The organism is Synechococcus sp. CS-1332, assembly GCF_025127995.1.
In the GTDB taxonomy this organism is placed as follows: Bacteria; Cyanobacteriota; Cyanobacteriia; order PCC-6307; family Cyanobiaceae; genus Cyanobium.
Map to the genome: position 1 here is coordinate 1 of NZ_JAHLYP010000021.1, position 23138 is coordinate 23138.

A 23138-nucleotide genomic window follows, 5' to 3' on the forward strand; every position below is an offset into this window, starting at 1 on the left:
GCCCAGGGAGGCCTGCAGGGCTCCCTGGGCGGCTGGCCCCTGCTGCTCACCTGGCTGGCGGCGGTGAGCTGGACCTTCGGCTTCGACACCGTCTATGCCATGAGCGACCGGGACGACGATCGACGCCTCGAGGTGCGCAGCAGTGCCCTGAGCCTGGGGGCCCAGGCGCCCCTGGCGGTGGCCCTCTGCTACGGGCTCACCTGCGCGGCCCTGGCCCTGGCGGTGCTCCTGCAGGGCCGGGCGGGTCTGCCGTTCTGGCTGCCCTGGACCGCCGCTGCCCTGGCCATGCAGCAGCAGGCAGCCCGGCTGCGACGCCCCGACCTACCCCGCAGCGCCTACGGCCGACATTTCGCCGTCCAGGTATGGCTCGGGGGTCTGCTGCTGCTGGCCGTGATCCTCTCCACCAGCACCTGATTCGCCATGGTCGCCGGACTGCCGCCCCTCCAACCCCCTGCCCTCCAGCCCGGCGACCGGGTCAGGCTCGTGGCCGCCAGCTCCGCCCTGGCCGATCTGGAACGGCTGCAGGCGGGCCTGGCGGTGCTTACGAGCTGGGGCCTGGAGCTGGATGACGATCCCGCCCGCCTGCCGCTGCGCCGCTGGGGTTACCTGGCGGGGCGGGACACCGAACGGGCTGGCGATCTGCGGCCCAGCGGCGACCCGGAGGGCTCACCGGCCCTGCTGGCCTGTGTGCGGGGGGGCTGGGGGTCAGCCCGGCTGCTGGAGCACTCCCTGGAGGCGGCAGGCGGCTGGCTGCTGGGATTCTCCGATGTCACCTCCCTGCTCTGGCACCGGCTGGCGATGGGGCGGGGCGGCGCCATCCACGGCCCCCTGCTCACCACCCTGGCGGCCGAGCCGGCCTGGAGCCAGGAGCGGCTGCGGGCCCTGCTGTTCGGCGAGCCCCTGGGCGACCTGGACGGGGAGAGCTGGGGAGGGGGCCAGGCCGAGGGCCCTCTGCTGGCCGCCAACCTCACCGTGGCGACCCACCTGCTGGGCACACCGCACCTGCCGGAACTGGACGGGGCGATCCTGGTCCTGGAAGACGTGGGGGAAGCGCCCTACCGGATCGACCGCCTGCTGACCCACTGGCGCCTCTGCGGCGCCCTGCAGCGTCTGGGGGGGATCGGTTTCGGCAGCTTCGAAGGCTGCGACGCCCCCCAGGACGCCGACGACGACACCCCCCGGTTCAGCCTGGAGCAGGTGCTGCGGGAGCGGACCGCCGATCTGGGCATCCCCGTGCTGGCCGGCCTGCCGGTGGGCCACGGCAACGTCAATGCCGCCCTGCCCCTGGGGGTGCGCGCCCGGCTCGACGGCGACCGAGGCCGGCTGAGCGTCATCAGTTCGGGGCCTGGGCCGGTCAGTCGCCGCTGAGCTTCTGCTCGTCGATGGTGGTGCGGCCCACCAGCCGACCGTCCCTGAGCAGCTGACTCACCCGCCAGCGGCGGCGGCCGTCGGGGCTGCAGCTGATGATCTCGTGGATGTCGGGATCGCCCGGATCCCTGGCGTGCATCACCAGCAGGCTGCCGGCGGCCGGCTGCTCGCCCGGCAGGTCCATCGCCCAGCCCTGGTAGCGCTCGCTGGCGAACCAGACCCGACCGGAATGGATCTCACCCTGGGCCTCGAGGCGACGCAGCGGGGCGTCCTCGGGGCCATGGAGGTTGCTCTGGTGGTAGCGCCAACGGCCGGCGTCCTGGCTCACCCGGATCGTGATCGTGCTGGGGAATGTTTCCAGTAGCCCACCCTCCGCGTCGTAGCGGCGGAAGGTACCCCGCCACACGCCCTGCTGCCGCACCAGCGCCGGCAGATCGGCCCCCATGGCCCCGTCGGCCCGGTCGAACAGCAGCCAGCTGAAGCCGTCGATCTCGCCCCGCACCGAGCCATCAGCCAGCCGCAGGCTGCGGTCCCGGTACCAGAGCTGGTCGGGATGGAGGAGCATCTCGAAATCGGCGCAGACCTCACCGTCCTGCGGATGCCGGTAACGGCAGGCCCCGGGATCCATGCGGGCGCGGAAGCGGTTGAGGGCCGGCTCCGCCTCGAAGTAAAGATCGCAGCCCGGATGGCGATCGAAGGCCTCCGGCCCCATGGTCCGCACCTGGGCCCCGTCCAGCGTCGGGCGGTCGTAGGTGGGCCCGCCCCGAAAGAACAACTGCTCGGCCCGGACGACGCCGCGCTGCGGATCCAGCCGCAGCAGCACCAATCGCTGGCGGTGGGCCAGCTGCGGGGCGCTGGCACGGAACTCCTGGAAATAGAGCACCCGCTCACCGAGCTGGGGCGCCTGCAGCCGCTCCACCTCCATGGTGCGCAGCTCCCGCGTGAGCTCGGGCGCCACCGGACCGCCCCTGGCCAGGGTGGCGGCCACCTGGCGCCGGTTGTGGAAGGACCCCTGCCAGCGGGCGGCGATCGTCTCGAGCTGGGCGGCGCTGTCCATGGCCGGCCTCAGGCGCCGCGGGCCGCCAGCACCGCGCTGGCGATGGTGAGATCGAAGCGGGTGGTGAGCTTGATGTTGGAGGGCGGCGCCTCCAGCACCCGCACCGGCAGCCCCAACCGCTCGTAAAGCGCCGCGTCGTCGGTGACGCTCCAGCCCTCGCGCTCGGCCCGCCCGTGGGCCTCCCGCAGCTGGGCCACCCCGAAGCCCTGGGGCGTCTGGGCCGCCCAGAGGCCGCTGCGTTCGGGGGTGGCGGTGATCAGGCCCCGGCCATCCACCTGCTTGATCGTGTCGGTGACGGGGGTGGCGGCGATGATGCCGGCCCCTTCAGCCATGGCCTGGGTCAGGGCCGTGGCACAGCGCTCCAGCAGCTCCGGCTCCGCCAGGCAGCGGGCGCCGTCATGGATCAGCACCGCCTCGGCATCGGCCGGCAGGGCCTCCAGGCCGCGCCGCACCGAGTCCTGGCGGGTGTCCCCCCCGACGATCCAGGCCACCGGTTCGGCCAGGGAGCGGCGGGGCTCGGCCGCGGCCAGGATCGCCCCGATCGCCGCCTCGTCCTCCGGCCGGCCCATCACCCCGATCCAGCGGATCGCCCCGCAGGCCAGGGCGGCATCGAGGGTCCAGGCCAGGACGGGGCGGCCGGCCAGGGGCAGCAGCAGCTTGTTGGTGGCGGCGCCCATGCGGCGCCCGCTGCCGGCGGCGGCGATCAGCAAATGCACAAGCGATGGGCCGCCCGGGCGGAACACTGGAATCCCCTCCATACAATCAGGCCGCCAGGCTCGCCCGACCCAACGCCCGATGCGCGCACTGTTTCTGATCCCGGGCGATGGCGCCAGCCAGTTGCAGGCGCTTCCCGCCGTGGCGGCCACCGCCGAGCAACTCCACTTCCAGATTCAGGTGGCCTGCCACCCATCGCTGGTCGGCCTCTGGAAGCTGCTGCCGGCGGTGGAGAAGGTCCTTCCCTTCAACTTCGGCGACGCCACCCTGGCCGACTGGGCCAACCTGCTCGGATGCGTGCGGGAGCCCGACTTTCAGGCCTGCATCAACCTGGCCAGTGGCCGTCAGGTGGATCTGATGCTCTCGATGAGTCACATCCCCAACCGCATGGCCGCCGGCGGCTTCTCCGCCACCGAGACGGTGCAGGTCCCCCAGGGTCTCTGGCCGGCCCAGGCCCTGGAGGCCTACCTGCGGCCGATCGGGGTGAACCTCGATGCCGCCGCCTTCCGCCTCAGCCTGTCGAAGGGCGCCCTCGATGAAGCGGGCGCCGCCTTGCCGGCCGGCGACGGGCCGATGCTGCTGCTGGCCCCCTCCGGCAGCCCGGACGACTGGCCAGCCGCGGCCTGGCAGGAGTTGCCCGGCCGCATCGCCGCCACCCTGCCCGGCCTGCGCTCCCTCCAGGTGACGCCGGCGTCTTCGGCCCACCTGCCCGCCCGGGCGGCCCTGGTGGCTACCAGCGACGTGGTCCTGGCCAACGATCCGGTGACCATCGAACTGGCCCTGCTCAGCGGCACGCCAGTGGTGGCCCTGGGTCGCAGCAGCGACAGCCTGCCGGTCCGCAGCGGAGTACAAGGACTGGGTTCCCCCGGCCACCTGCGTGATCTGCCCAGCAACGACGTGCTCAGGGCCCTCGGCCTGGGCTGAGGGATGCCGATGAACCGCCTGTGGTTCGCCCGCAGGAAGCGTCCCCCCACCGCCCGGGCCCGCCGTCCCTGGCTCACGCCCCTGATCGCCCTGGTCGTGGTCGTGAACGCCACCGCGCTGGGCTACCGGATCACCGAAGGCTGGGACTGGGGCGACTGTTACTGGATGGTGGCGATCACCATCGCCACCATCGGCTACGGCGAGGTCCACCCCCTGTCCACCGCCGGACGGCTGATCACCGTGTTCTCCATCGCCGGAGGGCTTGTGGTGGTCCAGCTCACCGTCCAGAACCTGGTGGGCCTCTCCGAAACCGGCTATTTCCGGCGCCTGCGGCAGCGCCGTTTCCGCAACTGGGTCCAAAGCATGAACAACCACGTGATTCTCTGCGGCTACGGCCGCATCGGCCAGGAGATCGCCGATCAGCTGATCCGGGAAAAGGTGCCGCTGCTGGTGGTGGAGATGGACCAGGGCTGCCGGGATGCGGCGGAGGAGCGGGGCCTGCCGGTGCTGTTCGCCGACGCCACCCTCGATGAGACCTTGCTGGAGGCGGGCATCCACCAGTGCCGCAGCCTGGTGGCGGCGCTCTCCAGCAACGCCGCCAACCTCTACGTGGTGCTGAGCGCCAGGGGGCTGGCCCCCCGCTGCCGCCTGATCGCCCGCTCCGACAGCGCCGAGGCGGGACGCAAGCTGCGCCTGGCTGGCGCCGACCAGGTGGTGAGCCCCTACGTGGCGGGGGGCCGGGTGATGGCCGCCACCGCCCTGCGGCCGCTCGCCGTCGATTTCATGGAGCTGCTGGCCGGCTCCGACTGCGAGGTGGAAGAGTTCCAGCTCAGCGAAGACAGCTCCCTGATGGGCGAGCTGCAGGGCCGCAGCCTGGCGGAGATGCAGTTCGGCCGCCGCAGCGGCGCCCAGGTGCTGGCCATCCGCACCCCTGCCCCCGCCGTGGTCAACCCCTACTCCTACCGGGGGACCACCTACGGCACCGCTGAAGCCACGCTGGTCACCAACCCCGGCGGCGACATCCGGCTGGAGGCCGGCCAGCTGCTGGTGGTGATGGGCAGCAAGGAGCAGCTGCAGCGCTTCGCCGAGGTGCTCGGCCAGGCCCTGGAGAGTTCCGACCAGATGGCCGAGTGAAGCGATCGGGGTGGGCAACCACACGGCATACGATCGCCTCACCAAGCTCCCGCCACCATGTCCAGCGCCGCTCCCCTTTCCGGTCAGGTCGCCCTGGTGACAGGAGCCAGCCGGGGGATCGGCCGGGCCATCGCCGAGTCCCTGGCGGTGGCCGGAGCCACGGTGGTGGTGAACTACGCCCGCTCGCCCGAAGCCGCCCAAGCGGTGGTGGACACGATCACGGCGGCGGGCGGCCAGGCCTGGAGCCACCAGGCGGATGTGGCCGACGAGCAGGCGGTGGAGGCGATGGTGAAGGCGGTGCTGGAGAAGGAAGGGCGTCTCGATGTGCTGGTCAACAACGCCGGCATCACCCGTGACGGCCTGCTGATGCGGATGAAGACCGCCGACTGGCAAAGCGTCATCGACCTCAACCTGACCGGGGTGTTCCTCTGCACCCGCGCCGTCAGCCGCAGCATGCTCAAGGCCCGCCGCGGCCGCATCATCAACATCACCTCGGTGGTGGCCTTGATGGGCAACCCGGGCCAGGCCAACTACAGCGCCGCCAAGGCCGGCGTGATCGGCCTCACCCGCAGCAGCGCGGCCGAATTCGCCAGCCGCAGCATCACGGTGAACGCGGTGGCTCCCGGATTCATCGACAGCGACATGACCAAGGAGCTCGACAAGGAGCCGATCCTGGCGGCGATTCCCCTCGCCCGCATGGGACAACCCGAGGAGGTCGCCGGTGCGGTGCGTTTCCTGGCGGCCGATCCGGCGGCGGCCTACATCACCGGCCAGGTGCTGCAGGTGGACGGCGGCATGGTGATGCGCTGATCAGGATTCGGGGACCAGAGGCTGGGCGAGGTCTTCCCGCAGCTTGCGGATCCTTTGCAGCAGGCGCAGGCGGCGGCTGCGGGCCGTGAGGGTGAGGAACAGCCGGATCGGCACATAGACCAGGGCCATCAGCAGGCCGAGGGCGGCGATCAGCAGGAACACCATGCCATCGGCGGTGGTGCTGGGTACCAGGGCCGATTCGGTGGCCGCGCTGTCGAGGGTCTGCTGCAGCAGGTCTTCCATGGTTCGAAGGTACCTCCTGCGACGGGGGGCCGCAGCCTTCGCTGAACAGGACATTCGGCTTTCCCCACCGAAGGGCGGATGCCACCGGCGGGGTCGCCGTGGGACGCTGCGAGCGCTGCTATTACCACCCCGTCGATGGCCAAACTGATCCAGTTCGCCGATGCCTCCCGTGACTCGCTGGAGCGGGGCGTCAATGCCCTGGTCGATGCGGTGAAGGTCACCATCGGTCCGAAGGGTCGCAACGTGGTGCTGGAAAAGAAGTTCGGCGCCCCCGACATCGTCAATGACGGCGTCACCATCGCCAAGGAGATCGAACTAGAGGATCCCTTCGAGAACCTGGGCGCCAAGCTGATCCAGCAGGTCGCCTCGAAAACCAAGGACACCGCCGGCGACGGCACCACCACCGCCGCTGTCCTGGCCCAGTCCCTGGTGCATGAGGGCCTGCGCAACGTGGCCGCCGGTGCCAGCCCGGTCGCCCTCCGGCGCGGCATGGAGAAGGCCACGGCCCTGGTGGTGGCCGGAATTGCCGAGCGCTCCCGCGCCGTGGCGGGGGAGGCCATCCGTCAGGTGGCCACGGTGAGCTCCGGCAACGACGAGGAAATCGGCCGCATGATCGCCGAGGCGGTCGAGCGGGTGAGCGCCGATGGCGTGATCACCGTGGAGGAATCGAAATCCCTGGCCACCGAGCTTGAGGTGACCGAAGGCATGGCCTTTGATCGCGGTTACTCCTCCCCCTACTTCGTCACCGATCAGGACCGGCGCGAATGCGCCTTTGACAACCCCCTGCTGCTGATCACCGATCGCAAGATCAGCACGGTGCTCGACCTGGTGCCCGTTCTGGAGGCCGTCTCCAAAAGCGGCCGGCCCCTGGTGATCCTGGCCGAAGAGGTGGCAGGCGAGGCCCTGGCCACGCTGGTGGTGAACAAGACCCGCGGCGTGCTCCAGGTGGCTGCCGTGCGGGCGCCGGGCTTCGGCGATCGCCGCAAAGCGATGCTCGAGGACATCGCCATCCTCACCGGCGCGACGGTGATCAGCGAGGACAAGGCCATGACGCTGGACAAGGCCACCCTGGCCGACCTGGGCCATGCCCACCGCATCACGATCAGCAAGGACGAGACCACGATCGTGGCGGCCGACGACCAGCGCACCGCGGTGACCGACCGGGTGGCGGCGATCAAACGGGAGCTGGAGGCCACCGATTCCGACTACGACCGCGAGAAACTCAACGAACGCATCGCCAAGCTGGCCGGTGGCGTGGCCGTGATCAAGGTGGGCGCCCCCACCGAGACCGAACTCCGCAACCGCAAACTGCGCATCGAGGATGCTCTCAACGCCACCCGGGCGGCCATCGACGAAGGCATTGTCGGCGGCGGCGGCAGCACCCTGATCGAACTCACCGAGGAACTGGGGGCCCTGGCCAGCCGCTGCGACGGTGACGTGCGCACGGGGGTGGAGATCGTGCAGCGGGCCTTGGCGGCACCGGCCCGCCAGATCGCCATCAACGCGGGCGCCAACGGTGACGTGGTGGTCCAGCAGATGCTCAGCCAGGGCAAGGGCTACAACGCCCTCACCGACACGTATGAAGATCTGCTGGCCGCCGGCATCCTGGACGCCGCCAAGGTGGTGCGTCTGGCCCTGCAGGATGCGGTCTCGATCGCCTCGCTGCTGATCACCACCGAGGCCGTGATCGCTGACAAGCCGGAACCCGCCGCTCCCCCCGCCGGTGATGGCGGCATGGGAGGCATGGGCGGTATGGGCGGCATGGGTGGTATGGGCATGCCCGGCATGATGTGAGCCCCCTGGGGGCCCGATGGGGCCGGGTGAGCCGACGCTCAGCCGGCCATGGAGCGCACGTAGGCGGCCACCTGCAGGTCCACGCCGGTTATCCCCGTTCCCACCACGACGGCATCGGCACCGCAGTCCAAGGCGCGGCAAGCGTCCTGCTTGGTGGCGATGCCGCCTTCACAGATCAGCGCCACCGCCTCGGGAAGCTCACGCCGCAACGGCCCCAGCAGGTCCCAGGCCGGGGGCGGCAGCGAGGCGGTGGCCTCGGTGTAGCCGTAGAGGGTGGTGCCCACCCAATGGCACCCCAGGGACGCCGCCCGCAGACCGTTGGCGATGCTGTCCACATCCGCCATCAGCGGAGCCCCCAGTTCCTGGCGTGAGCGTGTGATCAGGGCCTCCAGTTCCTGGCCCTCGGGCCGGGGGCGGTCGGTGGCATCGATGGCCACCACATCGGCTCCGGCCGCCCAGACGGCGCGGATCTCCTCCCAGCCGGGGGTGATGTACACCGAACTGTCAGGGAAACTGCGCTTCCAGAGGCCCACGATCAGGGCCCCGGGGCAGCGGCGCCGCACCGCGCCGATGTGCTCCGGACTCTCGAGCCGCACCCCGGCGGCTCCCTGGCGCAGGCTGGCCTCGGCCATCGCGGCGATCACGGCTGGATCGCGCATCGGCGAGCCCTCCGGTGCCTGCACCGACACGATCAGGCGACCGTTGAGGGCGACGCGATCAGGCAGGGGAAGGGACGACACCATGGACGGCGGCAAAGGGGATCAGCTGGCGCGGCGATGCTGGGGAGAGCCGGACAGCCAGGAGCGCAGGTCGGCCAGGGTGGAAGGCGCCGGAGCCGGCGACGAGCTCGGGGTCAGGGTGTGCACGGCGATGGCCTCGGACAGACCCGCCGCCCCACCGGACTCTGTCGGGGGGACGGGGACCGGCGCCTCGGAGCTGTCCGTGATGGGGACCAGCGCCTCAGGGAGGGTCTTGATGGGGACGACCGCGATGTGGACGATGGGGCTGGGGACGATGGGGCTGGGGAGGAACGAAAAGGGGGTGGGGACGGCCGTGATGGGGACGACGGGGCTGGGGACGACCGCGATGGGGGTGGGACGTGGGGGTCCGGAGAAGGAGTCTTCGAGGGCCGCGAAGGCCTCGGCCATGGTCACGCTGGCGGGGGCCATCGCCGCGTCCATGTGCTGCAGCAGCCAGTCGCCGGCCTCCCAGCCCGCTTCAGCGATCACACTGCCGGTGCGGAAACTCTCCAGGGAGGTCACCCCATGACGGTGGGCCCACTGGCCGGTGAGGCGGGACACGGTGGCGGCATCCCTGCGGCGGATGGCGTCGAGCAGCAGGCTGGTGAGCTCTGGACGGGGGGACGGCAGGGACACGGGGCGGGGCGTCAGGTGAGCTTGCGATCCAGCATCGGGCGGATCAACAGGAACAGACCCGCCGCCAGGCCCGCCAGGATGGCGAGGCAGGTGGCGGCATTGAGGGACCCGTAGGGAGCCACCAGCACCACGTCGGTGAGGTGGAAGGACCCCGCGTAGGCGGCGCGAATCGGTTCAATCGCGAAGGTAAGGGGATTCAGGGCCGCCAGCCAGCCCAACCAGGGGGGCATGAACGAAATCGGCGCCAGGGCGGTGCTGGCGAACAGCAGGGGAAGGTTGGCCACGAAGATCACGGCGATCAGCTCGATGTGGCCCGGCAGGGCGAAGGCCAGGCCGAGGCTGAGGGCGGTGACGGCGAAGACCAGCAGCAGCAGGGTGACCAGCACCAGCAGCAGCCCTACCCCTCCAGGCCAGCCGTAGCCCAGCAGGGCCGCGGTGGCCATGATCGCCAGGCTCTGCACCAGGCTCAGGCTGGTGATGTAGAGCACCGAGGCGAACACAATCGAACTGCGGGAACGCAGCGGGGCCACCAGCAACCGGTTGAGGAAACCGAATTCGCGGTCGAACATCACCGGCAGGCCGGCATTGAGGGCAGCACTGAAGGCCGTGAAGACGATCACCCCGGCACCCAGGAAGCGGCCGTAGCTGATGCCGCCGGGGAGCAGGCCCTCCGGGGCGTTGGCGAACAGGGCCCCGAACAGCACCAGCCAGATCAGAGGCTGCAGCACCCCCGCCACCAGGGTGGACGGACGCCGGGCCAGCTGAACGAACAGGCGCCGCGTGAGGGCGAGCGTCTCCTGGGTGATCTCGGCGAGGGCCGAGGGCTCACCGCCGAGGGAGGGCACGGGAGCAAGGGAAGGGCTGGCGCTGGTCATGGGGAATCAGGGAATCGGGTCGTCATCGCATCGACTGCTTGCGTTCCTCCTTGAGGTCCCGGCGACCCGCCACGGAGAGTTCCGCATCACTCAGGGTGCGACCGGTGGCCTGAAGGTAGACGTCATCCAGGCTGGGGCGGCTCTGGGCCAGGGCGAACACCGGCAGCTGGGCCTCGGCCAGCTGGTGCCGCAGGGTTTCAACCACGCCGCTGTCCTCCACCACCAGGTTGAGGGAATAGCCCTGGGAGCGGTTGACCACCACCTGGCGGACGCCATGGCAGGCCGCGAGGAGATCCCGCACCTGGGACGCCTCCTGCTCATCGCTGAATTCCCGCACCCGCAGGGTCACCCGGTCGCCACCGAGGGCCCCTTTAAGGGCCGCGGGCGTGCCCTCGGCGATCACCCGGCCGCCGTCGATGATGGCCAGACGGTCGGCCAGGGCATCCACCTCCTCGAGGTAATGGCTGCTGAGCAGCACCGTGGTGCCCTGATCACGCAGCTGCTGAAGCACCTGCCAGATGGTGGCGCGGCTCTCGATGTCGAGGCCCACGGTGGGTTCATCGAGCACCAGCACCCTGGGCCGGTGCAGCAGCCCGGCGGCCAGGTCGAGGCGCCGGCGCATGCCGCCGGAATAGCTGCCGCAGCGGCGGTCGATCCAGTCCTCCATGGCCAGGAGCTCGATCAGCTCGGCGGTGCGGGCCAGCCGGTCGGCAGCTCCCATGTGGTGCAGGTCCGCCTGGAGGTGCAGCAGCTCCCGGCCGCTGAGGATCTTGTCAATGGCCACCTCCTGGGCGACGTAGCCAAGCAACCGCCGGACCGTGCGGGGTTCGGCCAGGGCATCCACCCCGCCCACCTGGACCTGGCCGGCATCGGGGGCCAGCAGGGTGCAGAGGATGCGCAGGGCCGTGGTCTTGCCGGCGCCATTGGGCCCGAGCAGTCCGTAGAGGGAGCCGGCCGGCACACTCAGGGAGAGGTCGTCCAGGGCCTGCACCGGCTCAACCTTGCGGCCGCCGAAACGCTTGCTGAGGTGCTGGAGCTCGATCAAGCCGGGATCAATCGCGAAGGGCCGGAAGCCAGGTCAATCTAGGCAGCTGCCTTGGGGGCCAGATGGAGCGCGGCGGCCACCAGGGCGGCCGGAGCCCCGGCGGTGGCCAGGGGGGTGCGCGCCAGCACCAGCAGCAGGCAGATGCCGAACAGGTAGAAGATCGACCAGCGGAACATGCTGCGGGCGCGGCGGGGATCGCTGGGATCCTCGAGCAGGCTGGCGCTGAGCTGGAGCAATCTGGCGTTAAAGGGCAGCACCAGCACGCCATAAAGCCAGCCGCCGCTGGGCAGGGCCACCACACCGGCCAGGCTCATCGCCACCGTGACCCAGCTGTAGCGGCGGATCGCTCCGGCCGTGACCGCCAGACCCTTGACCACCGGCAGCATCGGGATACCGACAGAGCGGTAGTCCTCATGGAGGAGGAGCGCCAGGGCCCAGAAATGGGCCGGGGTCCAGACCATCACCAGGCTGAACAGCCACCAGCTGCTCCAGCCGAGGTGGCCGGTGGCGGCGGCCGCCCCCACCAAAGGGGGAATGGCCCCGGCAATGCCGCCGATGACGATGTTCTGGGTGGTGCGGGGTTTGAGCAGGGCCGTGTAGAGCAGCACGTAGCTGCACAGGCCCAGCAGGGCCAGGGAGGCGGCCAGGGCGTTCACCCCCAGCACCAGCACCAGCACCGAGGCGACCGTGAGGCCAACGGCCAGGGCGAAGGCCTGGCGCTGGGCCAGTCGGCCCGACGGCAGAGCCCGGCGGCTGGTCCGCTGCATGCGGCCGTCGAGTTCCTCCTCCCAGAGACAGTTCAGGACACCAGCCGCCGCCGAGGCCATCGAGCCACCCACCAGGGTGCAGACCAGCCGCACCGGATCCAGGGGCCAGGCCGCAGTGAGAGCCATGCCACCGACCGTGGTGGCGAGCAGCAGAGGAATGAGCCTTGGCTTGGCCACCTCAAGCCAGGCCGGCAACTTCACGGACGGCCGGATCGCTGCCGGCGCCGGGGACGCGACGATGGCCGAGACGGCGCTGACACTAACCATGGGCCACCTCGAGACGGGTAGGAACGGAAGAGGGCGGGAACGACAATCCCCACAGACCACCCAGCACACCCACCAGCAGGGCGGCGGTGAGCTGGTGGGCCACGGTGACGGCGGGAACGGCCAGCTGGAGCCGCAGGGTGAAGACCCCGAGGACCACCTGAACCACCACCAGAGCAGCGGCGGCCAAGGCCAGGCCCTGGAGCCGCCGGTGGCCGGACGGCAGGGCCAAGGAGCTGGCGGCCAACAGCAGCACAGCGACGGCCGCCGGATAGGCCCCCTGGCGGTGCAACAGCAACCAGCGACAGCCCTCGCCGGCCTGAAGACAGAGATCGGCGGCCCAGCGGCTGGCCATGGCCCCACCCAGCAGGCACTGGGCCACGACGAGCGAAGCGGCCAGAGCCGGCAGGGAGGGCCACCAGCGCGGCAGGCCCCTGGACTCAGCGCTGGGCGCCGCCAGCTGCGAGCGCTCCAGGCCTTGATGCATGGCACTCAGCAGCAGCACGAGGCTGAGGGCCGCGGCCAGATGCAGGGTGACGGTGGGCGCGGCCAACTGGCTGAGCACGGTGAGGGCACCGAGTCCCCCCTGGACGGCAACCAGGGCAAGGGCGAGGCCGGAGCTCCAGGGCAGCCAGCCCGGGAAGCGGGTCCGGAAGCGCAGGCTGAGGGCGAAAAGCACCAGAAGGGAGATGCCCACCAGGAAGGCGTCGAGCCGGTGGAACCACTCCAGGAACACCTGCAGGTTCCACTGGCGACCCGGCCAGAGCATCCCGTAACAGAGGGGCCAGTCCGGGCAGGCCAGGCCCGCTTCCATCACCCGGGTGGCACCGCCGATGGCCACCAGGGCCACCAGGGCGACGACGAGGTGGGCCGTGAGCAGGGGCACCAGGCGCACGGGCCAGGCGGCCTCGCTGGTGGACCGAGGCCGGGGAAGGGGTTGCGCGGAGGGCGCCACGGCCATGGACAGGTGGTCTTTGGGCACCCAAGTTAGCGGCGATTGAAAGATGTGCGAATCAGCACATCGCGCGAAGTGAATGTGAAATTTCTCCGAAATTGCTTTTCTGGCTACAACGAACCCACGGGCGCATGCGCAGGCTTGCCTCACCGAACGCACCTTCGCCTGGGATGGATCGGCACTGGGGCCGGCCCCTGACCGACAGGCGAGGGGGAGCCTCCGGGGAGGCCGGATTAGCGGATCGAAGGCTGGTGGCCCCCCGGATCGGAACGGGACCGCGGTAAGAACCTTCCTTTCCCGGGCCTGCTGTGGAAGCGGCCCAGGATCAGGGCAATGAGGATGGCGATGTACAGCTGGCCTGAAATGGTGATCACCACCGTGATCACTTGCCCGGTCACGTCGCTGCTGCGGAGCACCGCCGATCCCACGGTGGTCAGGATCATGAACGAGGCGGCCATCAGCGCCGGCGCCATCGCCACGCCGTCAGCGTTGCGATCCTGAAGCACAGGCAGGGCGGAAAGGTCGAAGGCGCCCGGATGCAGGACCCACAGGGCCACCAGCATCACCCCGCCGGCGATGCCGACCAAGAGATAGCCGGAGGTGGCTCCCATCACCACGGCCAGCGTCACGAAGGGCTCCCGCACCAGGGTCTTCACCTTGCGCATCAGCGCCACCAGAAAGAACAGCAGCCAGGCGATCACATGGGGCACCGTGACCATGCGCCCCAGGGGTGGATCGAAGGCCAGGGCCAGATGCCACACCCCCTCCAGGGCGAGCGCCAGGCCTCCGAGGCCGTACAACAGAGGCCGTGTGCTGACCAGGGGTGAGTACCGCGTCACCGTGGTGATCAACACCACCGCCAGGCTGATCAGCAGCAGAGAGAGCACCCAGGCGTGCGACTGACAGAACGGCAGCATCAGGATGATCAACACCTCGGTGGCGAGGGTGAGGATGTAGCCGCGATGGCGGTGGCGGAGCCTCTGGATCTGCTCGTGGGTGAAAGGCATGGCAGCTCCGCTCAGGGGCGGCTCGGAGTTGGAGGCACCGCGGAATCCAAAGATCCCGGCAACAGCTAGCCCACGGCTGGGCGTAGGTGCGAATCATGTTCGCAGTGGACTTCAAACACTGCAGAGAGCTGAAGGCGGGGGGACGCCGCAGGGACCGCTGGCTCCATGGCCGGGGGCAGGCCCCTGCCCCCGAATGCGCTCAGGGCAGACCACAACGGTCTCTCTCAGCCTGATCCCGCCAGCACTTGGCCAACAGCTCCTACAGGGCAGCGGCGGAGGCGCCCATGAACGGGGGCTTTGGCGGGGACCTTGACGGGCATAGAAGTTTGGAGCCATTGCAAAGATGTGCGAATCAGCACATCGTGCGGACTGAATGTGAAATTTCTCCGAAATTGCTTCTCTAGCTACAACGAACGCACGGCCCGCGAACGGCCTTCCATAAGCTGTTCACTTCAGGAGGCTCCACCCTCCCGAGCGCCGTTCAGCTGCCGCCACCGTGCCGATTCCCTCCTCCCTGGTCACCCTCCTGGTGGGCATGGCGCTCGTCCTGTCCGGCCTCTGGGTGGGCTACAACGTCGACCTCCTGCCCCTCGCCGCCAGCACCAACGCGCCTGTCTACGACTCCCTGTTCCGGGTGCTCTTCAGCATCGGCACGATCCTGTTCCTGGGCATCGTCGGGCTCGTGGTGTTCAGCCTGGTGCGTTTCCGCCGTCGGGCCGGCGACCAGACGGACGGTCTGGCGATCGAAGGCAACCTGCCGCTCGAGCTGGTCTGGACGGCGATCCCGGCGATCGTGGTTCTGTTCGTGGGTCTCTACAGCTACGACATCTACGAGCGCATGGGGGGCATGAGCAGCCTCAACGACCACGCCGCCATGCACCAGATGCCCGCGATGGAAACCATGGAGGCTTCGGTAACGGCCGTCGAAGGCGGCAAGGAGCCCGCAGCCCGGGTCTGGGGGGGCATCGGCACCGGGGCCGGGGAAACCAATGTCCTGCCGGTGGAGGTGACGGCCATGCAGTTCGCCTTCATCTTCCACTACCCGGAAGGGGACATCACCAGCGGCGAACTCCACGTGCCCAATGGCCGGCCGGTGGAACTGCGCATGAAGGCCAACGACGTGATCCATGCCTTCTGGGTGCCCCAGTTCCGGCTCAAGCAGGACGTGATCCCTGGCCAGCCCACCGTGCTCACCTTCACCCCCACCAAGGCGGGCAGCTACCCGATCATCTGCGCCGAACTCTGCGGCCCGTACCACGGCGGTATGCGCTCCACCGTGGTGGTGCACGAACCCGATGCCTATGACGCCTGGCTGCAGAAGAACAGCCCCGTGACGGCCACGGTCGCCAGCGCCCTGAGCACGCCGACCGCCTGATCATCCGCTCTCCAGGTCCCCACTCCGCCCGCTCCTTCCCGCCCCGATGACCGTCGCCGCCCCCAACGACTTCCAAGAGAGCCTCCAGCCCCAGGGCTGGCTGCGCTACTTCAGCTTCAGCCTTGATCACAAGGTGATCGGCCTCCAGTATCTGGTGACCGGCTTCCTCTTCTATTTCATCGGCGGAGCCATGGCGGGGGTGATCCGTGCCGAGCTGGCCAGCCCGATCTCCGATTTCGTCAGCCGGGAGACGTACAACGAAGTCCTCACACTGCACGGCACCGTGATGATCTTCCTGTGGATCGTGCCGGTGGTGAATGGTGGCTTCGGTAACTACCTGATTCCCTTCTACGTGGGCGCCAGGGACATGGCCTTCCCCAGGCTCAACGCCGTGGCCTTCTGGATGATTCCGCCGGCGGGGATCCTGCTGATCGGCAGCTACTTCATCACCGGCGCGGCCCAGTCCGGCTGGACGGCCTATCCCCCTCTGAGCCTCACCACCCCCGCCCTGGGTCAGGTGGTGTGGATCGTGAGTGTGCTGCTGCTGGGGGGCAGCTCCATCTTCGGCGGGATCAACTTCATCGCCACGATTCTGAAGCTGCGCCGGCCGGGGCTGCAGCTGATGCAACTGCCGATGTACTGCTGGGCGATGCTCGGAACCAGCATCCTGGTGGTGCTCTCCACCCCCGTGCTGGCCGGCACCCTGCTGCTGCTCAGCTTCGACATCGTGGCCCACACCGGCTTCTTCAACCCGGCCCTAGGCGGGAATGTGGTGGTGTATCAGCACCTGTTCTGGTTCTATTCCCACCCGGCGGTGTACATCATGGTGCTGCCAGCTTTCGGCCTGGTGAGCGAAATCCTGCCCATCCACGCCCGCAAGCCCCTGTTCGGCTACACCACGATGGTGTACTCAATCCTGGCCATCGTGGTGCTGGGCCTGGTGGTCTGGGCTCACCACATGTTCACCAGTGGCACCCCCCCCTGGATGCGTCTGTTCTTCACGATCGCCACCTCGTTCATCGCCGTGCCGACGGGCATCAAGTTCTTCAACTGGTTGGCCACCCTCTGGGGCGGCAAGCTGGCGTTGAACAGCGCCATGCTGTTCTCCTGCGCCTTCATCGTCAATTTTGTGTTCGGCGGAATCACCGGGGTGGCCCTGGCCCAGGTGCCCTTCGACATCCATGTCCATGACACCTATTTTGTGGTCGGCCACTTCCACTACATCGTCTATGGCGGCACGGTGTTCGTGATCTTCGCGTCCATCTACCACTGGTATCCGAAGTTCACCGGCCGGATGCTCAATGAGGATCTGGGCCGCCTGCATTTCCTGCTCACCTTCGTGGGCTTCAACCTCTGCTTCGCCCCCCAGCACTGGCTCGGCCTGAACGGCATGCCGCGCCGTGTGGCCGAGTACGACCCCAGCTTCACCACCCTCAACCAGATCAGCAGTGTGGGGGCCCTGCTGATGGCCATCAGCAGCCTGCCTTTCCTCTACAACGTGCTGGTGAGCGCCTTCCGGGGCCAGGTGGCCGGCGACAACCCCTGGAACGCCTTAACCCCCGAATGGCTCACCTCCTCGCCACCGCCGGTGGAGAACTGGATCGGCGAAGCGCCCCTGGTGAAACACCCCTACGGTTACGGCGTTGACGAAGACACCCTCAGCGTGGAAGCCGCCACGGGCAGGGACCTCTGGAGTGGCGCAGGTCGCCGCTGATCGCCCCACCGCTTGCCACCCCGCCTCCCTTGTCCGTCGCCCCATGACCAGCCTCGCCACCAGCACCAGCGCCGCCGAAGCGGTCACCGCCGAGGCCCACGAAGGCCACGCGGATCTGAGGCTTTTCGGCCTGGCCACCTTCCTGGTGGCCGATGGCATGACCTTCGCGGGGTTCTTCGCCGCCTATCTCACCTTCCGTGCGGTCAATCCGCTGCCGGAGGGATCCACCTACGAGCTGGAACTGCTGCTGCCGTCGATCAACACCATGCTGCTGCTGGTGAGCAGCTACACCTTCCACCGCTCCGGCCGAAATCTGCTGCTGGGTCAGATGGGCCCCTGCCGCGCCTGGCTGCTGCTCACCGCGGGCCTCGGAGCCGCCTTCCTGGCCGGGCAGATGGTGGAGTACTTCACCCTGCCCTTCGGCCTCACCGACAACCTGTTCGCCAGCACGTTCTATGCCCTGACGGGCTTTCACGGGCTGCACGTCACCCTCGGGGTGATCTGCATCCTGCTCGTCTGGTTCCAGACCCGCCAAGGCGGTCGTGTCACCAGCGCCACCCCCTTCGGCCTGGAGGCTGCCGAGCTCTACTGGCACTTCGTCGACGGCATCTGGGTGGTCCTTTACGGAATTCTTTATCTGCTCTGATTCCCTGACTGTTGCCTGTTCAGCACAACGATCGGCACAATCGTTTGAGAAGTCTGCGTCTGACCGGCTGATGGGTGCCCAGAAAGGACCAGCCAATGATGACAACTCAGCCGGAACCGTGATGCTGGAGGGCCAGGCCTTGCTGGACAAGGCCCGCTCGCTCAGCAACCGGCCGGAGGACCAGATCGCGCGGGCCTGTGGCTATGTGGGGCCGAGCGGCAGGGTGCTCAAGAAGAATTTCTACCGGGCCCTGGTGGCCGCCAAGGGCTACACCCTGCCCTCGGGTGGGGCCGGCGGCAGCGGTGCCAGTGGGGTCGGGAAGGGACGTCAGGCCGAATTCCGCACCCGGGTGCACGGCAATGGCAACCTGCTGATCGGCCAGGCCTACACGCGGCGCATGGGGCTGGAACCGGGTCAGGAGTTCAGGATCGAGATCCACAAGGAAACCGGTTCGATCTGGCTGCTGCCCCTGGATGACGCCGGCAACGCCCTCCCCTGAGCCGGATGCCGTGGGCCGTCAGTCCGCTTCCGGGTGAAAGCTGGCGCTGAAGCGCAGCAGATCGATGCCGCTGAACAGGAAACTGATCCCCACCAGGGTGCCCACCACCCAGAGCAGGCTCCAGAACTTGAGTGTGAGGATCAGCAGCCCCAGGGCAAGCGTCACCAGGCCGTTCACGAGACCCCAGCGCCAGCCGGCGATCTGACGATGGGAGGTGGCGACCAGGGCCTCCACCACCCCCTCCACCACGAACACCACGCCGATGGCCAGGGCCAGCCCGGCCATCGGAATCGCCGCCGCCGCCGGACCGGAGGCCATCTGTTGGATCATCCACACCCCCAGGACCAGGAACAGGGTGGAGGTCACCAGGCGCCAGAAGGTGATGGCCTTGCTCAGCCCCGGAGAGCGCAGCAGGGAGCTGATCCAGCCCACCAGGCCTCCCACCAGGAAGGCGATGGCCACCACGGCGGTGACCCACTTGGAGGCCAGCACGGGGAACACGAGGGCCAGCACTCCCAGCACCAGGAGCATCACCCCCTCCGCCAGGGTGAAGGCGCGCAGGGCCGACCCCATGGCCTGGCGGGAGGAGGGGGCTTCGGGGGTGAGCATCTGTGCCGTTGGCGCTGTCGTCAGCGTGACAAGGGAGCCCGCCGCTGACCACGGGCGTTGATGACTCGCAGCATCCGAGAGTCCAGGTCCGGCGCCGATCCGCTAACCCCAGCCGTGCTCGGCCAGCCAGGCGGAGGAAAGGGTGGCCTCCGGCACCGCGCTTCCAGCCGGCCGCAACAACCGTTCGGTGTACTTGGCGAGTAGATCGGCCTCCAGGTTGACCGTCTCGCCCACCCGGCGGCCCGCCAGGGTGGTGCCGCTCCAGGTGGTGGGAATCACGGCGATCCAGAAGCGGCTGCCGTCGGCCTCGCAGCCGGCCACCGTCAGGCTGATGCCATCCAGCGCCACGCTCGCCTTCTCGCACACATACCGGCCGTAGGCGGGATCCTGCCAGGCCACCTCCAGCCGCCAGGAGTCTTGCTGACGCTGGATGGCGGTGATTTCCCCGAGGCCATCGACGTGACCGCTGACCAGGTGGCCGCCGAGCCGGTCGACCAGGCGCAGGGCCGGCTCCAGGTTCACCCAGCCGCCGCCTGCGGCCCGCTCGGCCAGGGTGCTGCGGCCCAGGGTCTCCTCGCTGACATCGGCCCGGAAGCCATCGGCGAACAGCTCGGCCACCGTCAGGCAGACCCCGTCGACGGCCACGCTGTCCCCCAGGGCCAGGGGGCCGAGGTCGGTGCGCACCCGCACACCAGCCGGACTCCGCTCCAGCCTGCCGATGGCCTGCACCAGTCCGGTGAACATCCCCTGAGGCGGCGGCACTGGCCATAATCGTTTCACGGGAACCATCACGTGCGAGGAGCGGGCCCGACCATGGTTGAAATGCGTGTCGCCGGGATTGCCCTGGATGCGGCGAGCCGAAGCCCGATCGTCCTGCTGCGGGACCCTGCCGGCCGGAGGCAGGTGCCGATCTGGATCGACCAGGCCCAGGCGCAGAACATCCTTTCCGGCCTGAACAGGGAACGGCCGCCCCGACCCCTGAGTCACGACCTGATGGCCACCCTGCTGGAGGCCGGCGGCCTGCGCCTGGAGCGGGTGATCATCCACACGATCGAGGACAACACCTTCCGGGCCGTGCTCAAGCTTCAGGGTGGCAGCGAAGGTTCCATCGAGCTGGACGCCAGGCCCAGCGATGCCATCGCCCTGGCCCTGCGCACCGAGAGCGGCATCTGGATGCTGGAGGAGGTGGTGGCCGATGCCTCGATCCCGGTCGACGCGGAGGCCGATGCCGAAGACCAGGAGGATTTCCGCCGCTTCCTCGACCGCACCAGCCCGGCTGACCTGATCCGCCACATTGGCCGAACGGTCGCCGAGTCCGATCTCGGCCCGGAGGAAGCCCCCGAGGGCGGCGGCCCTGGCGCCTGATCCCCAGGTGTCGTCTCGACCGGCGGCACGCCGACCCTTCGGGAAGGGGAGGCCGGTGTCGGCCTTCACCCTCGGCACGATGCGGGCCCTGGACTCCCCGGAGGCGATGGACGCCGTGCTGGTCGCGGCCCTGGCGGCCGGGATCAACCACATTGAGACCGCCCCCGGGTACGGTCCGGCCGAAGCCTTTCTCGGGCGGGCCCTGCAGCGGCTGGGGGAGCGCGATCCGGCCGGCCATGCCGCCCTGGTGCTCACCAGCAAGCTTCTGCCGGGCCCAGACCTGGAGGACGGCCGCAGCCAGCTGCGGGCCTGCCTGAAACGGCTGGGGATCGAACGCCTCGACAACCTGGCGGTGCACGGCCTCAACCAACCGGAGCATCTGACCTGGGCCCTGTCAGGACCAGGCGCAGAGCTGCTGGCCTGGGCCACCGGCGAGGGGCTGGTGGGCCAGGTGGGCTTCAGCAGCCACGGGGATACGGCGCTGATTGCGGCGGCCCTGGAGAGTGGCCGCTTCGGCTTCTGCAGCCTGCACCTGCATCTGTTCGACCGGGAACGGCTGCCCCTGGCCCGCCAGGCCCTGGCCGCGGGCCTCGGCGTGATGGCCATCTCCCCGGCCGATAAGGGTGGCCGTCTCTATGCCCCCCCCGACGAGCTGACGGCCGACTGCGCCCCCTACGCGCCGCTGGAGCTTGCCTACCGCTTCCTGCTGGCCGAAGGGGTCAGCACCCTCACCCTGGGGGCCGCCCAGCCCCAGGACCTGGCCTGGGCCCTTCGCCTGGCCGACGCCGGTGTGCCCCCCAGCGCCGCCGAACGGCAGCGGCTGGAGGCGACGCTGGCGCGCCTGGAGGCGGCCGGCAGAGAGCGCCTCGGAGCCGACCGCTGCGGCCAGTGCCGTCAGTGCCTGCCCTGCCCCAATGGCGTGCCGATCCCTGCCCTGCTGCGGCTGCGCAATCTGGCGCTGGGCCATGGCATGGAGCCGTTCGCGAGCGAGCGCTACAACCTCATCGGCCGGGCCGGCCACTGGTGGGAGCAGGTGGATGCCTCCGCCTGCAACCACTGCGGCGACTGCCTGCCCCGCTGCCCACTCCAGCTGCCCATCCCCGACCTCCTGGCCGACACCCACCGCCGGCTGGCGGCCGCGCCACGCCGCCGCCTTTGGGGCTGAGCTCTGATGACCCCTTCAAGCGCCAGGGGCAGGGGCGGCGCCATCCCACAGTTGCTGCAGCCTGCGGCGCTCGGCGGCAGCCAAGGGCGGCAGGCTGAAGCAGCGCTCCAACACCGACTGGGGGGGCAGCAGCAGGGCGGCAATCGCGGCCGGAAACTCCGCCAGGGCCCGCTGCAGCTGGTCCCTGGGCAGGGGGGGCACCCAGCCCCCCGCCAGCAGGGCCGGCAGCAGGGGGGGCTCCAGGGCCTCCCCCAGCCACTCCAGGGGCGGCTCCGGATGGGGACCGGCGGGCCGCAGCAGCAGGTTCCAGCTGAGGGGGGCGCCGCTCTCGGGGAGCAGCACCTGCAGCCGAGGATCGCGGCGCAGCAAGCCCACCACCCGCTGGCGGGGCAGGACGGCAGCCTCGGCCTCACCAGTGAGCAGCAGGCTCAGGCCATCCCGCTCGTCGTAGGCCAGGGCTGAGCGCCGCAGACGCCGCAGCCGTTCCGGGTCCTCACCCACCAACGCCATCGTCACCCGGGGGGACGATGGCAGCACCAGCCGGCCGGCCAGGCTGGGGTCGAGCAGCAGACCCCAGCCCTCGGACCGCCGCCGGGCGAGGTCGGGCCGGTTGCGCAGCACCAGGACCCAGGGGCCGTAGGACCAGGGGAAGGCCAGGGGACCGGCGGCGGGCGGACCATGGAGTCGGGCCAGCGGAGCCGCCATCGGTTCGAGCCGCTCCAGGAGCGCAGCGGTGCCGATGGGCTGCAGGTCGCCGGGCCTGAGCTCGCCGGCCCAGCCATCGCTGAGCTGCAGCAGGCCCGTCAGGGGGGCGGACAGCTTGGCCAGCACCTGGGAGGGATCCTCCAGGAGCTGGGTGCGCCAGGGCTTGGGCAGGCGCCGGGCCCAGGCGGCGGGCAGATCGCCCCGGCTGCCCAGCAGCAGCGGCTCCTGGGCGTCGCAGCCGGCCAGCAGGGTGACAACAGAGGCGGCACCGAGGCGCAGCAGGGTGCGGCGGCTGAGGCCCGGGGACGGCGGTGGGGGAAAGGGGGCGCCCATTCAGCGGACCGTAGGCGGCGGCGGCCCCAGCAGCGTGGCGCAGGCCTGGTCGCAGAGGCGGGCCAGAGCCGGGCCTGTGTGGCCGCTGAGCTGCCACAGCAGGGCCAGCCCCCCCGCCCCCACGCCCTCCTTCACGTAGCCCTGCTCATAGGCCGCCAGGGCCGGATGGCAGGGATCGCTGAAGCGCAGGTCGGCCGCGAAGGCCAGGGGCTCCACCCCCCAGCGCTCACCGATGCGGCCCAGCAGCAGGGCCAGGTCGCTGCCCGCTTCATCCGCCACCCAGGCGGTGGTGCCCAGGGCGGTGCCGGCGGCGATGGCCGGGCGCAGGACAGGGGGCGCCAGGGCCAGGGCCAGGGCCAGCACCGCCGCCATCTGGCTGCCGCCCGCCAGGAAC

At 69.8% G+C, this 23138-nt stretch carries 25 protein-coding genes and 1 pseudogene; 12 read left to right on the plus strand and 14 right to left on the minus strand.

What is annotated here, in order from left to right; genetic code table 11:
* Positions 1-414, plus strand: a 414-nt coding sequence (locus KQ305_RS04765) for a UbiA family prenyltransferase (protein ID WP_259724287.1), incomplete at its 5' end; no start/stop codon positions are given.
* Positions 415-420: 6 nt separating this feature from the next.
* Complete coding sequence (locus tag KQ305_RS04770; RefSeq protein WP_259724288.1) at positions 421-1368, plus strand: LD-carboxypeptidase; 948 nt, start codon at positions 421-423, stop codon at positions 1366-1368.
* On the opposite strand, the gene KQ305_RS04775 is transcribed toward KQ305_RS04770, so the two are convergent.
* Positions 1355-2425 (minus strand): CpcT/CpeT family chromophore lyase, encoded by a 1071-nt coding sequence (locus KQ305_RS04775; protein ID WP_259724289.1) that lies wholly within the window; start codon positions 2423-2425, stop codon positions 1355-1357. The two genes, KQ305_RS04770 and KQ305_RS04775, sit on opposite strands and share 14 nt — an antisense overlap.
* Before the next feature lie 8 nt (positions 2426-2433).
* Positions 2434-3183 (minus strand): 2-C-methyl-D-erythritol 4-phosphate cytidylyltransferase, encoded by a 750-nt coding sequence (ispD, locus tag KQ305_RS04780; protein ID WP_259724290.1) that lies wholly within the window; start codon positions 3181-3183, stop codon positions 2434-2436.
* 37 nt (positions 3184-3220) lie between these two features.
* Here ispD and KQ305_RS04785 point away from each other — a divergent pair, with 37 nt between their 5' ends.
* From KQ305_RS04785 to fabG, 3 genes are read left to right on the plus strand one after another with little or no spacing between them, the layout of a single operon-like run.
* Positions 3221-4063 (plus strand): glycosyltransferase family 9 protein, encoded by an 843-nt coding sequence (locus tag KQ305_RS04785; protein WP_259724291.1) that lies wholly within the window; start codon positions 3221-3223, stop codon positions 4061-4063.
* 9 nt (positions 4064-4072) lie between these two features.
* Positions 4073-5197, plus strand: coding sequence for a TrkA family potassium uptake protein (locus tag KQ305_RS04790; RefSeq protein WP_259724292.1), 1125 nt, complete (start codon positions 4073-4075; stop codon positions 5195-5197).
* Positions 5198-5254: 57 nt separating this feature from the next.
* Entirely contained in the window at positions 5255-6007 is a 753-nt protein-coding gene (gene fabG / locus KQ305_RS04795) for a 3-oxoacyl-[acyl-carrier-protein] reductase (protein WP_259724293.1), read from the plus strand.
* Here fabG and KQ305_RS04800 read toward each other — a convergent pair whose 3' ends face one another.
* Positions 6008-6250, minus strand: a complete 243-nt coding sequence (locus tag KQ305_RS04800; protein ID WP_259724311.1) for a hypothetical protein — start codon at positions 6248-6250, stop codon at positions 6008-6010.
* Between the two features lie 135 nt (positions 6251-6385).
* Between KQ305_RS04800 and groL the strand changes: the two genes are divergently transcribed.
* Complete coding sequence (groL, locus tag KQ305_RS04805) at positions 6386-8044, plus strand: chaperonin GroEL (protein WP_259724294.1); 1659 nt, start codon at positions 6386-6388, stop codon at positions 8042-8044.
* Between the two features lie 38 nt (positions 8045-8082).
* Here the strand turns inward: groL and KQ305_RS04810 are convergent, their stop codons facing one another.
* The 7 genes from KQ305_RS04810 to KQ305_RS04840 form a co-directional block, all read right to left on the minus strand.
* Positions 8083-8787, minus strand: coding sequence for an N-acetylmannosamine-6-phosphate 2-epimerase (locus tag KQ305_RS04810; RefSeq protein WP_259724295.1), 705 nt, complete (start codon positions 8785-8787; stop codon positions 8083-8085).
* A gap of 18 nt (positions 8788-8805) precedes the next feature.
* Positions 8806-9420, minus strand: coding sequence for a hypothetical protein (locus KQ305_RS04815; RefSeq protein WP_259724296.1), 615 nt, complete (start codon positions 9418-9420; stop codon positions 8806-8808).
* A gap of 11 nt (positions 9421-9431) precedes the next feature.
* Positions 9432-10295 (minus strand): ABC transporter permease, encoded by an 864-nt coding sequence (locus tag KQ305_RS04820; protein WP_259724297.1) that lies wholly within the window; start codon positions 10293-10295, stop codon positions 9432-9434.
* Positions 10296-10317: 22 nt separating this feature from the next.
* On the minus strand, positions 10318-11340 hold the full coding sequence (locus tag KQ305_RS04825; protein WP_259724298.1) for an ABC transporter ATP-binding protein: 1023 nt from the start codon (positions 11338-11340) through the stop codon (positions 10318-10320).
* Positions 11341-11378: 38 nt separating this feature from the next.
* Entirely contained in the window at positions 11379-12374 is a 996-nt protein-coding gene (locus KQ305_RS04830) for a heme o synthase (RefSeq protein ID WP_259724299.1), read from the minus strand.
* Positions 12367-13332, minus strand: a complete 966-nt coding sequence (locus KQ305_RS04835) for a heme A synthase (RefSeq protein ID WP_259724308.1) — start codon at positions 13330-13332, stop codon at positions 12367-12369. The genes KQ305_RS04830 and KQ305_RS04835 overlap by 8 nt, the downstream gene beginning before the upstream one ends.
* Positions 13333-13559: 227 nt before the next feature.
* Positions 13560-14333 carry a hypothetical protein gene (locus tag KQ305_RS04840; protein ID WP_259724300.1) on the minus strand — a complete coding sequence of 258 codons (774 nt, stop codon included), beginning with the start codon at positions 14331-14333 and terminating at the stop codon, positions 13560-13562.
* A gap of 496 nt (positions 14334-14829) precedes the next feature.
* Here KQ305_RS04840 and KQ305_RS04845 point away from each other — a divergent pair, with 496 nt between their 5' ends.
* The 4 genes from KQ305_RS04845 to KQ305_RS04860 all read left to right on the plus strand — a co-directional run bounded on the left by KQ305_RS04845 (position 14830) and on the right by KQ305_RS04860 (position 18567).
* A complete protein-coding gene (locus KQ305_RS04845) occupies positions 14830-15708 on the plus strand; it encodes a cytochrome c oxidase subunit II (protein ID WP_259724301.1) in 879 nt (292 codons plus the stop codon).
* A 46-nt stretch (positions 15709-15754) separates the two neighbouring features.
* Entirely contained in the window at positions 15755-17422 is a 1668-nt protein-coding gene (gene ctaD / locus KQ305_RS04850; protein WP_259724302.1) for a cytochrome c oxidase subunit I, read from the plus strand.
* Positions 17423-17465: 43 nt separating this feature from the next.
* Positions 17466-18068: a heme-copper oxidase subunit III gene (locus tag KQ305_RS04855; protein ID WP_259724303.1), complete on the plus strand. Its 603-nt coding sequence runs from the start codon at positions 17466-17468 to the stop codon at positions 18066-18068.
* Between the two features lie 121 nt (positions 18069-18189).
* Positions 18190-18567: an AbrB family transcriptional regulator gene (locus KQ305_RS04860; RefSeq protein WP_259724309.1), complete on the plus strand. Its 378-nt coding sequence runs from the start codon at positions 18190-18192 to the stop codon at positions 18565-18567.
* 18 nt (positions 18568-18585) lie between these two features.
* Here KQ305_RS04860 and KQ305_RS04865 read toward each other — a convergent pair whose 3' ends face one another.
* Complete coding sequence (locus KQ305_RS04865; protein WP_259724304.1) at positions 18586-19176, minus strand: DUF308 domain-containing protein; 591 nt, start codon at positions 19174-19176, stop codon at positions 18586-18588.
* 102 nt (positions 19177-19278) lie between these two features.
* Entirely contained in the window at positions 19279-19920 is a 642-nt protein-coding gene (locus KQ305_RS04870) for a riboflavin synthase (protein WP_259724305.1), read from the minus strand.
* Between the two features lie 69 nt (positions 19921-19989).
* Here KQ305_RS04870 and KQ305_RS04875 point away from each other — a divergent pair, with 69 nt between their 5' ends.
* Together KQ305_RS04875 and KQ305_RS04880 are read left to right on the plus strand one after the other, a co-directional pair.
* Positions 19990-20541 carry a bifunctional nuclease family protein gene (locus KQ305_RS04875; protein WP_259724306.1) on the plus strand — a complete coding sequence of 184 codons (552 nt, stop codon included), beginning with the start codon at positions 19990-19992 and terminating at the stop codon, positions 20539-20541.
* Positions 20542-20620: 79 nt separating this feature from the next.
* Complete coding sequence (locus KQ305_RS04880; protein WP_259724310.1) at positions 20621-21706, plus strand: aldo/keto reductase; 1086 nt, start codon at positions 20621-20623, stop codon at positions 21704-21706.
* A gap of 15 nt (positions 21707-21721) precedes the next feature.
* On the opposite strand, the gene KQ305_RS04885 is transcribed toward KQ305_RS04880, so the two are convergent.
* On the minus strand, positions 21722-22744 hold the full coding sequence (locus tag KQ305_RS04885; RefSeq protein ID WP_259724307.1) for a twin-arginine translocation pathway signal: 1023 nt from the start codon (positions 22742-22744) through the stop codon (positions 21722-21724).
* Positions 22745-23138: pseudogene (locus tag KQ305_RS04890) on the minus strand (NaMN--DMB phosphoribosyltransferase); the annotation flags it as partial.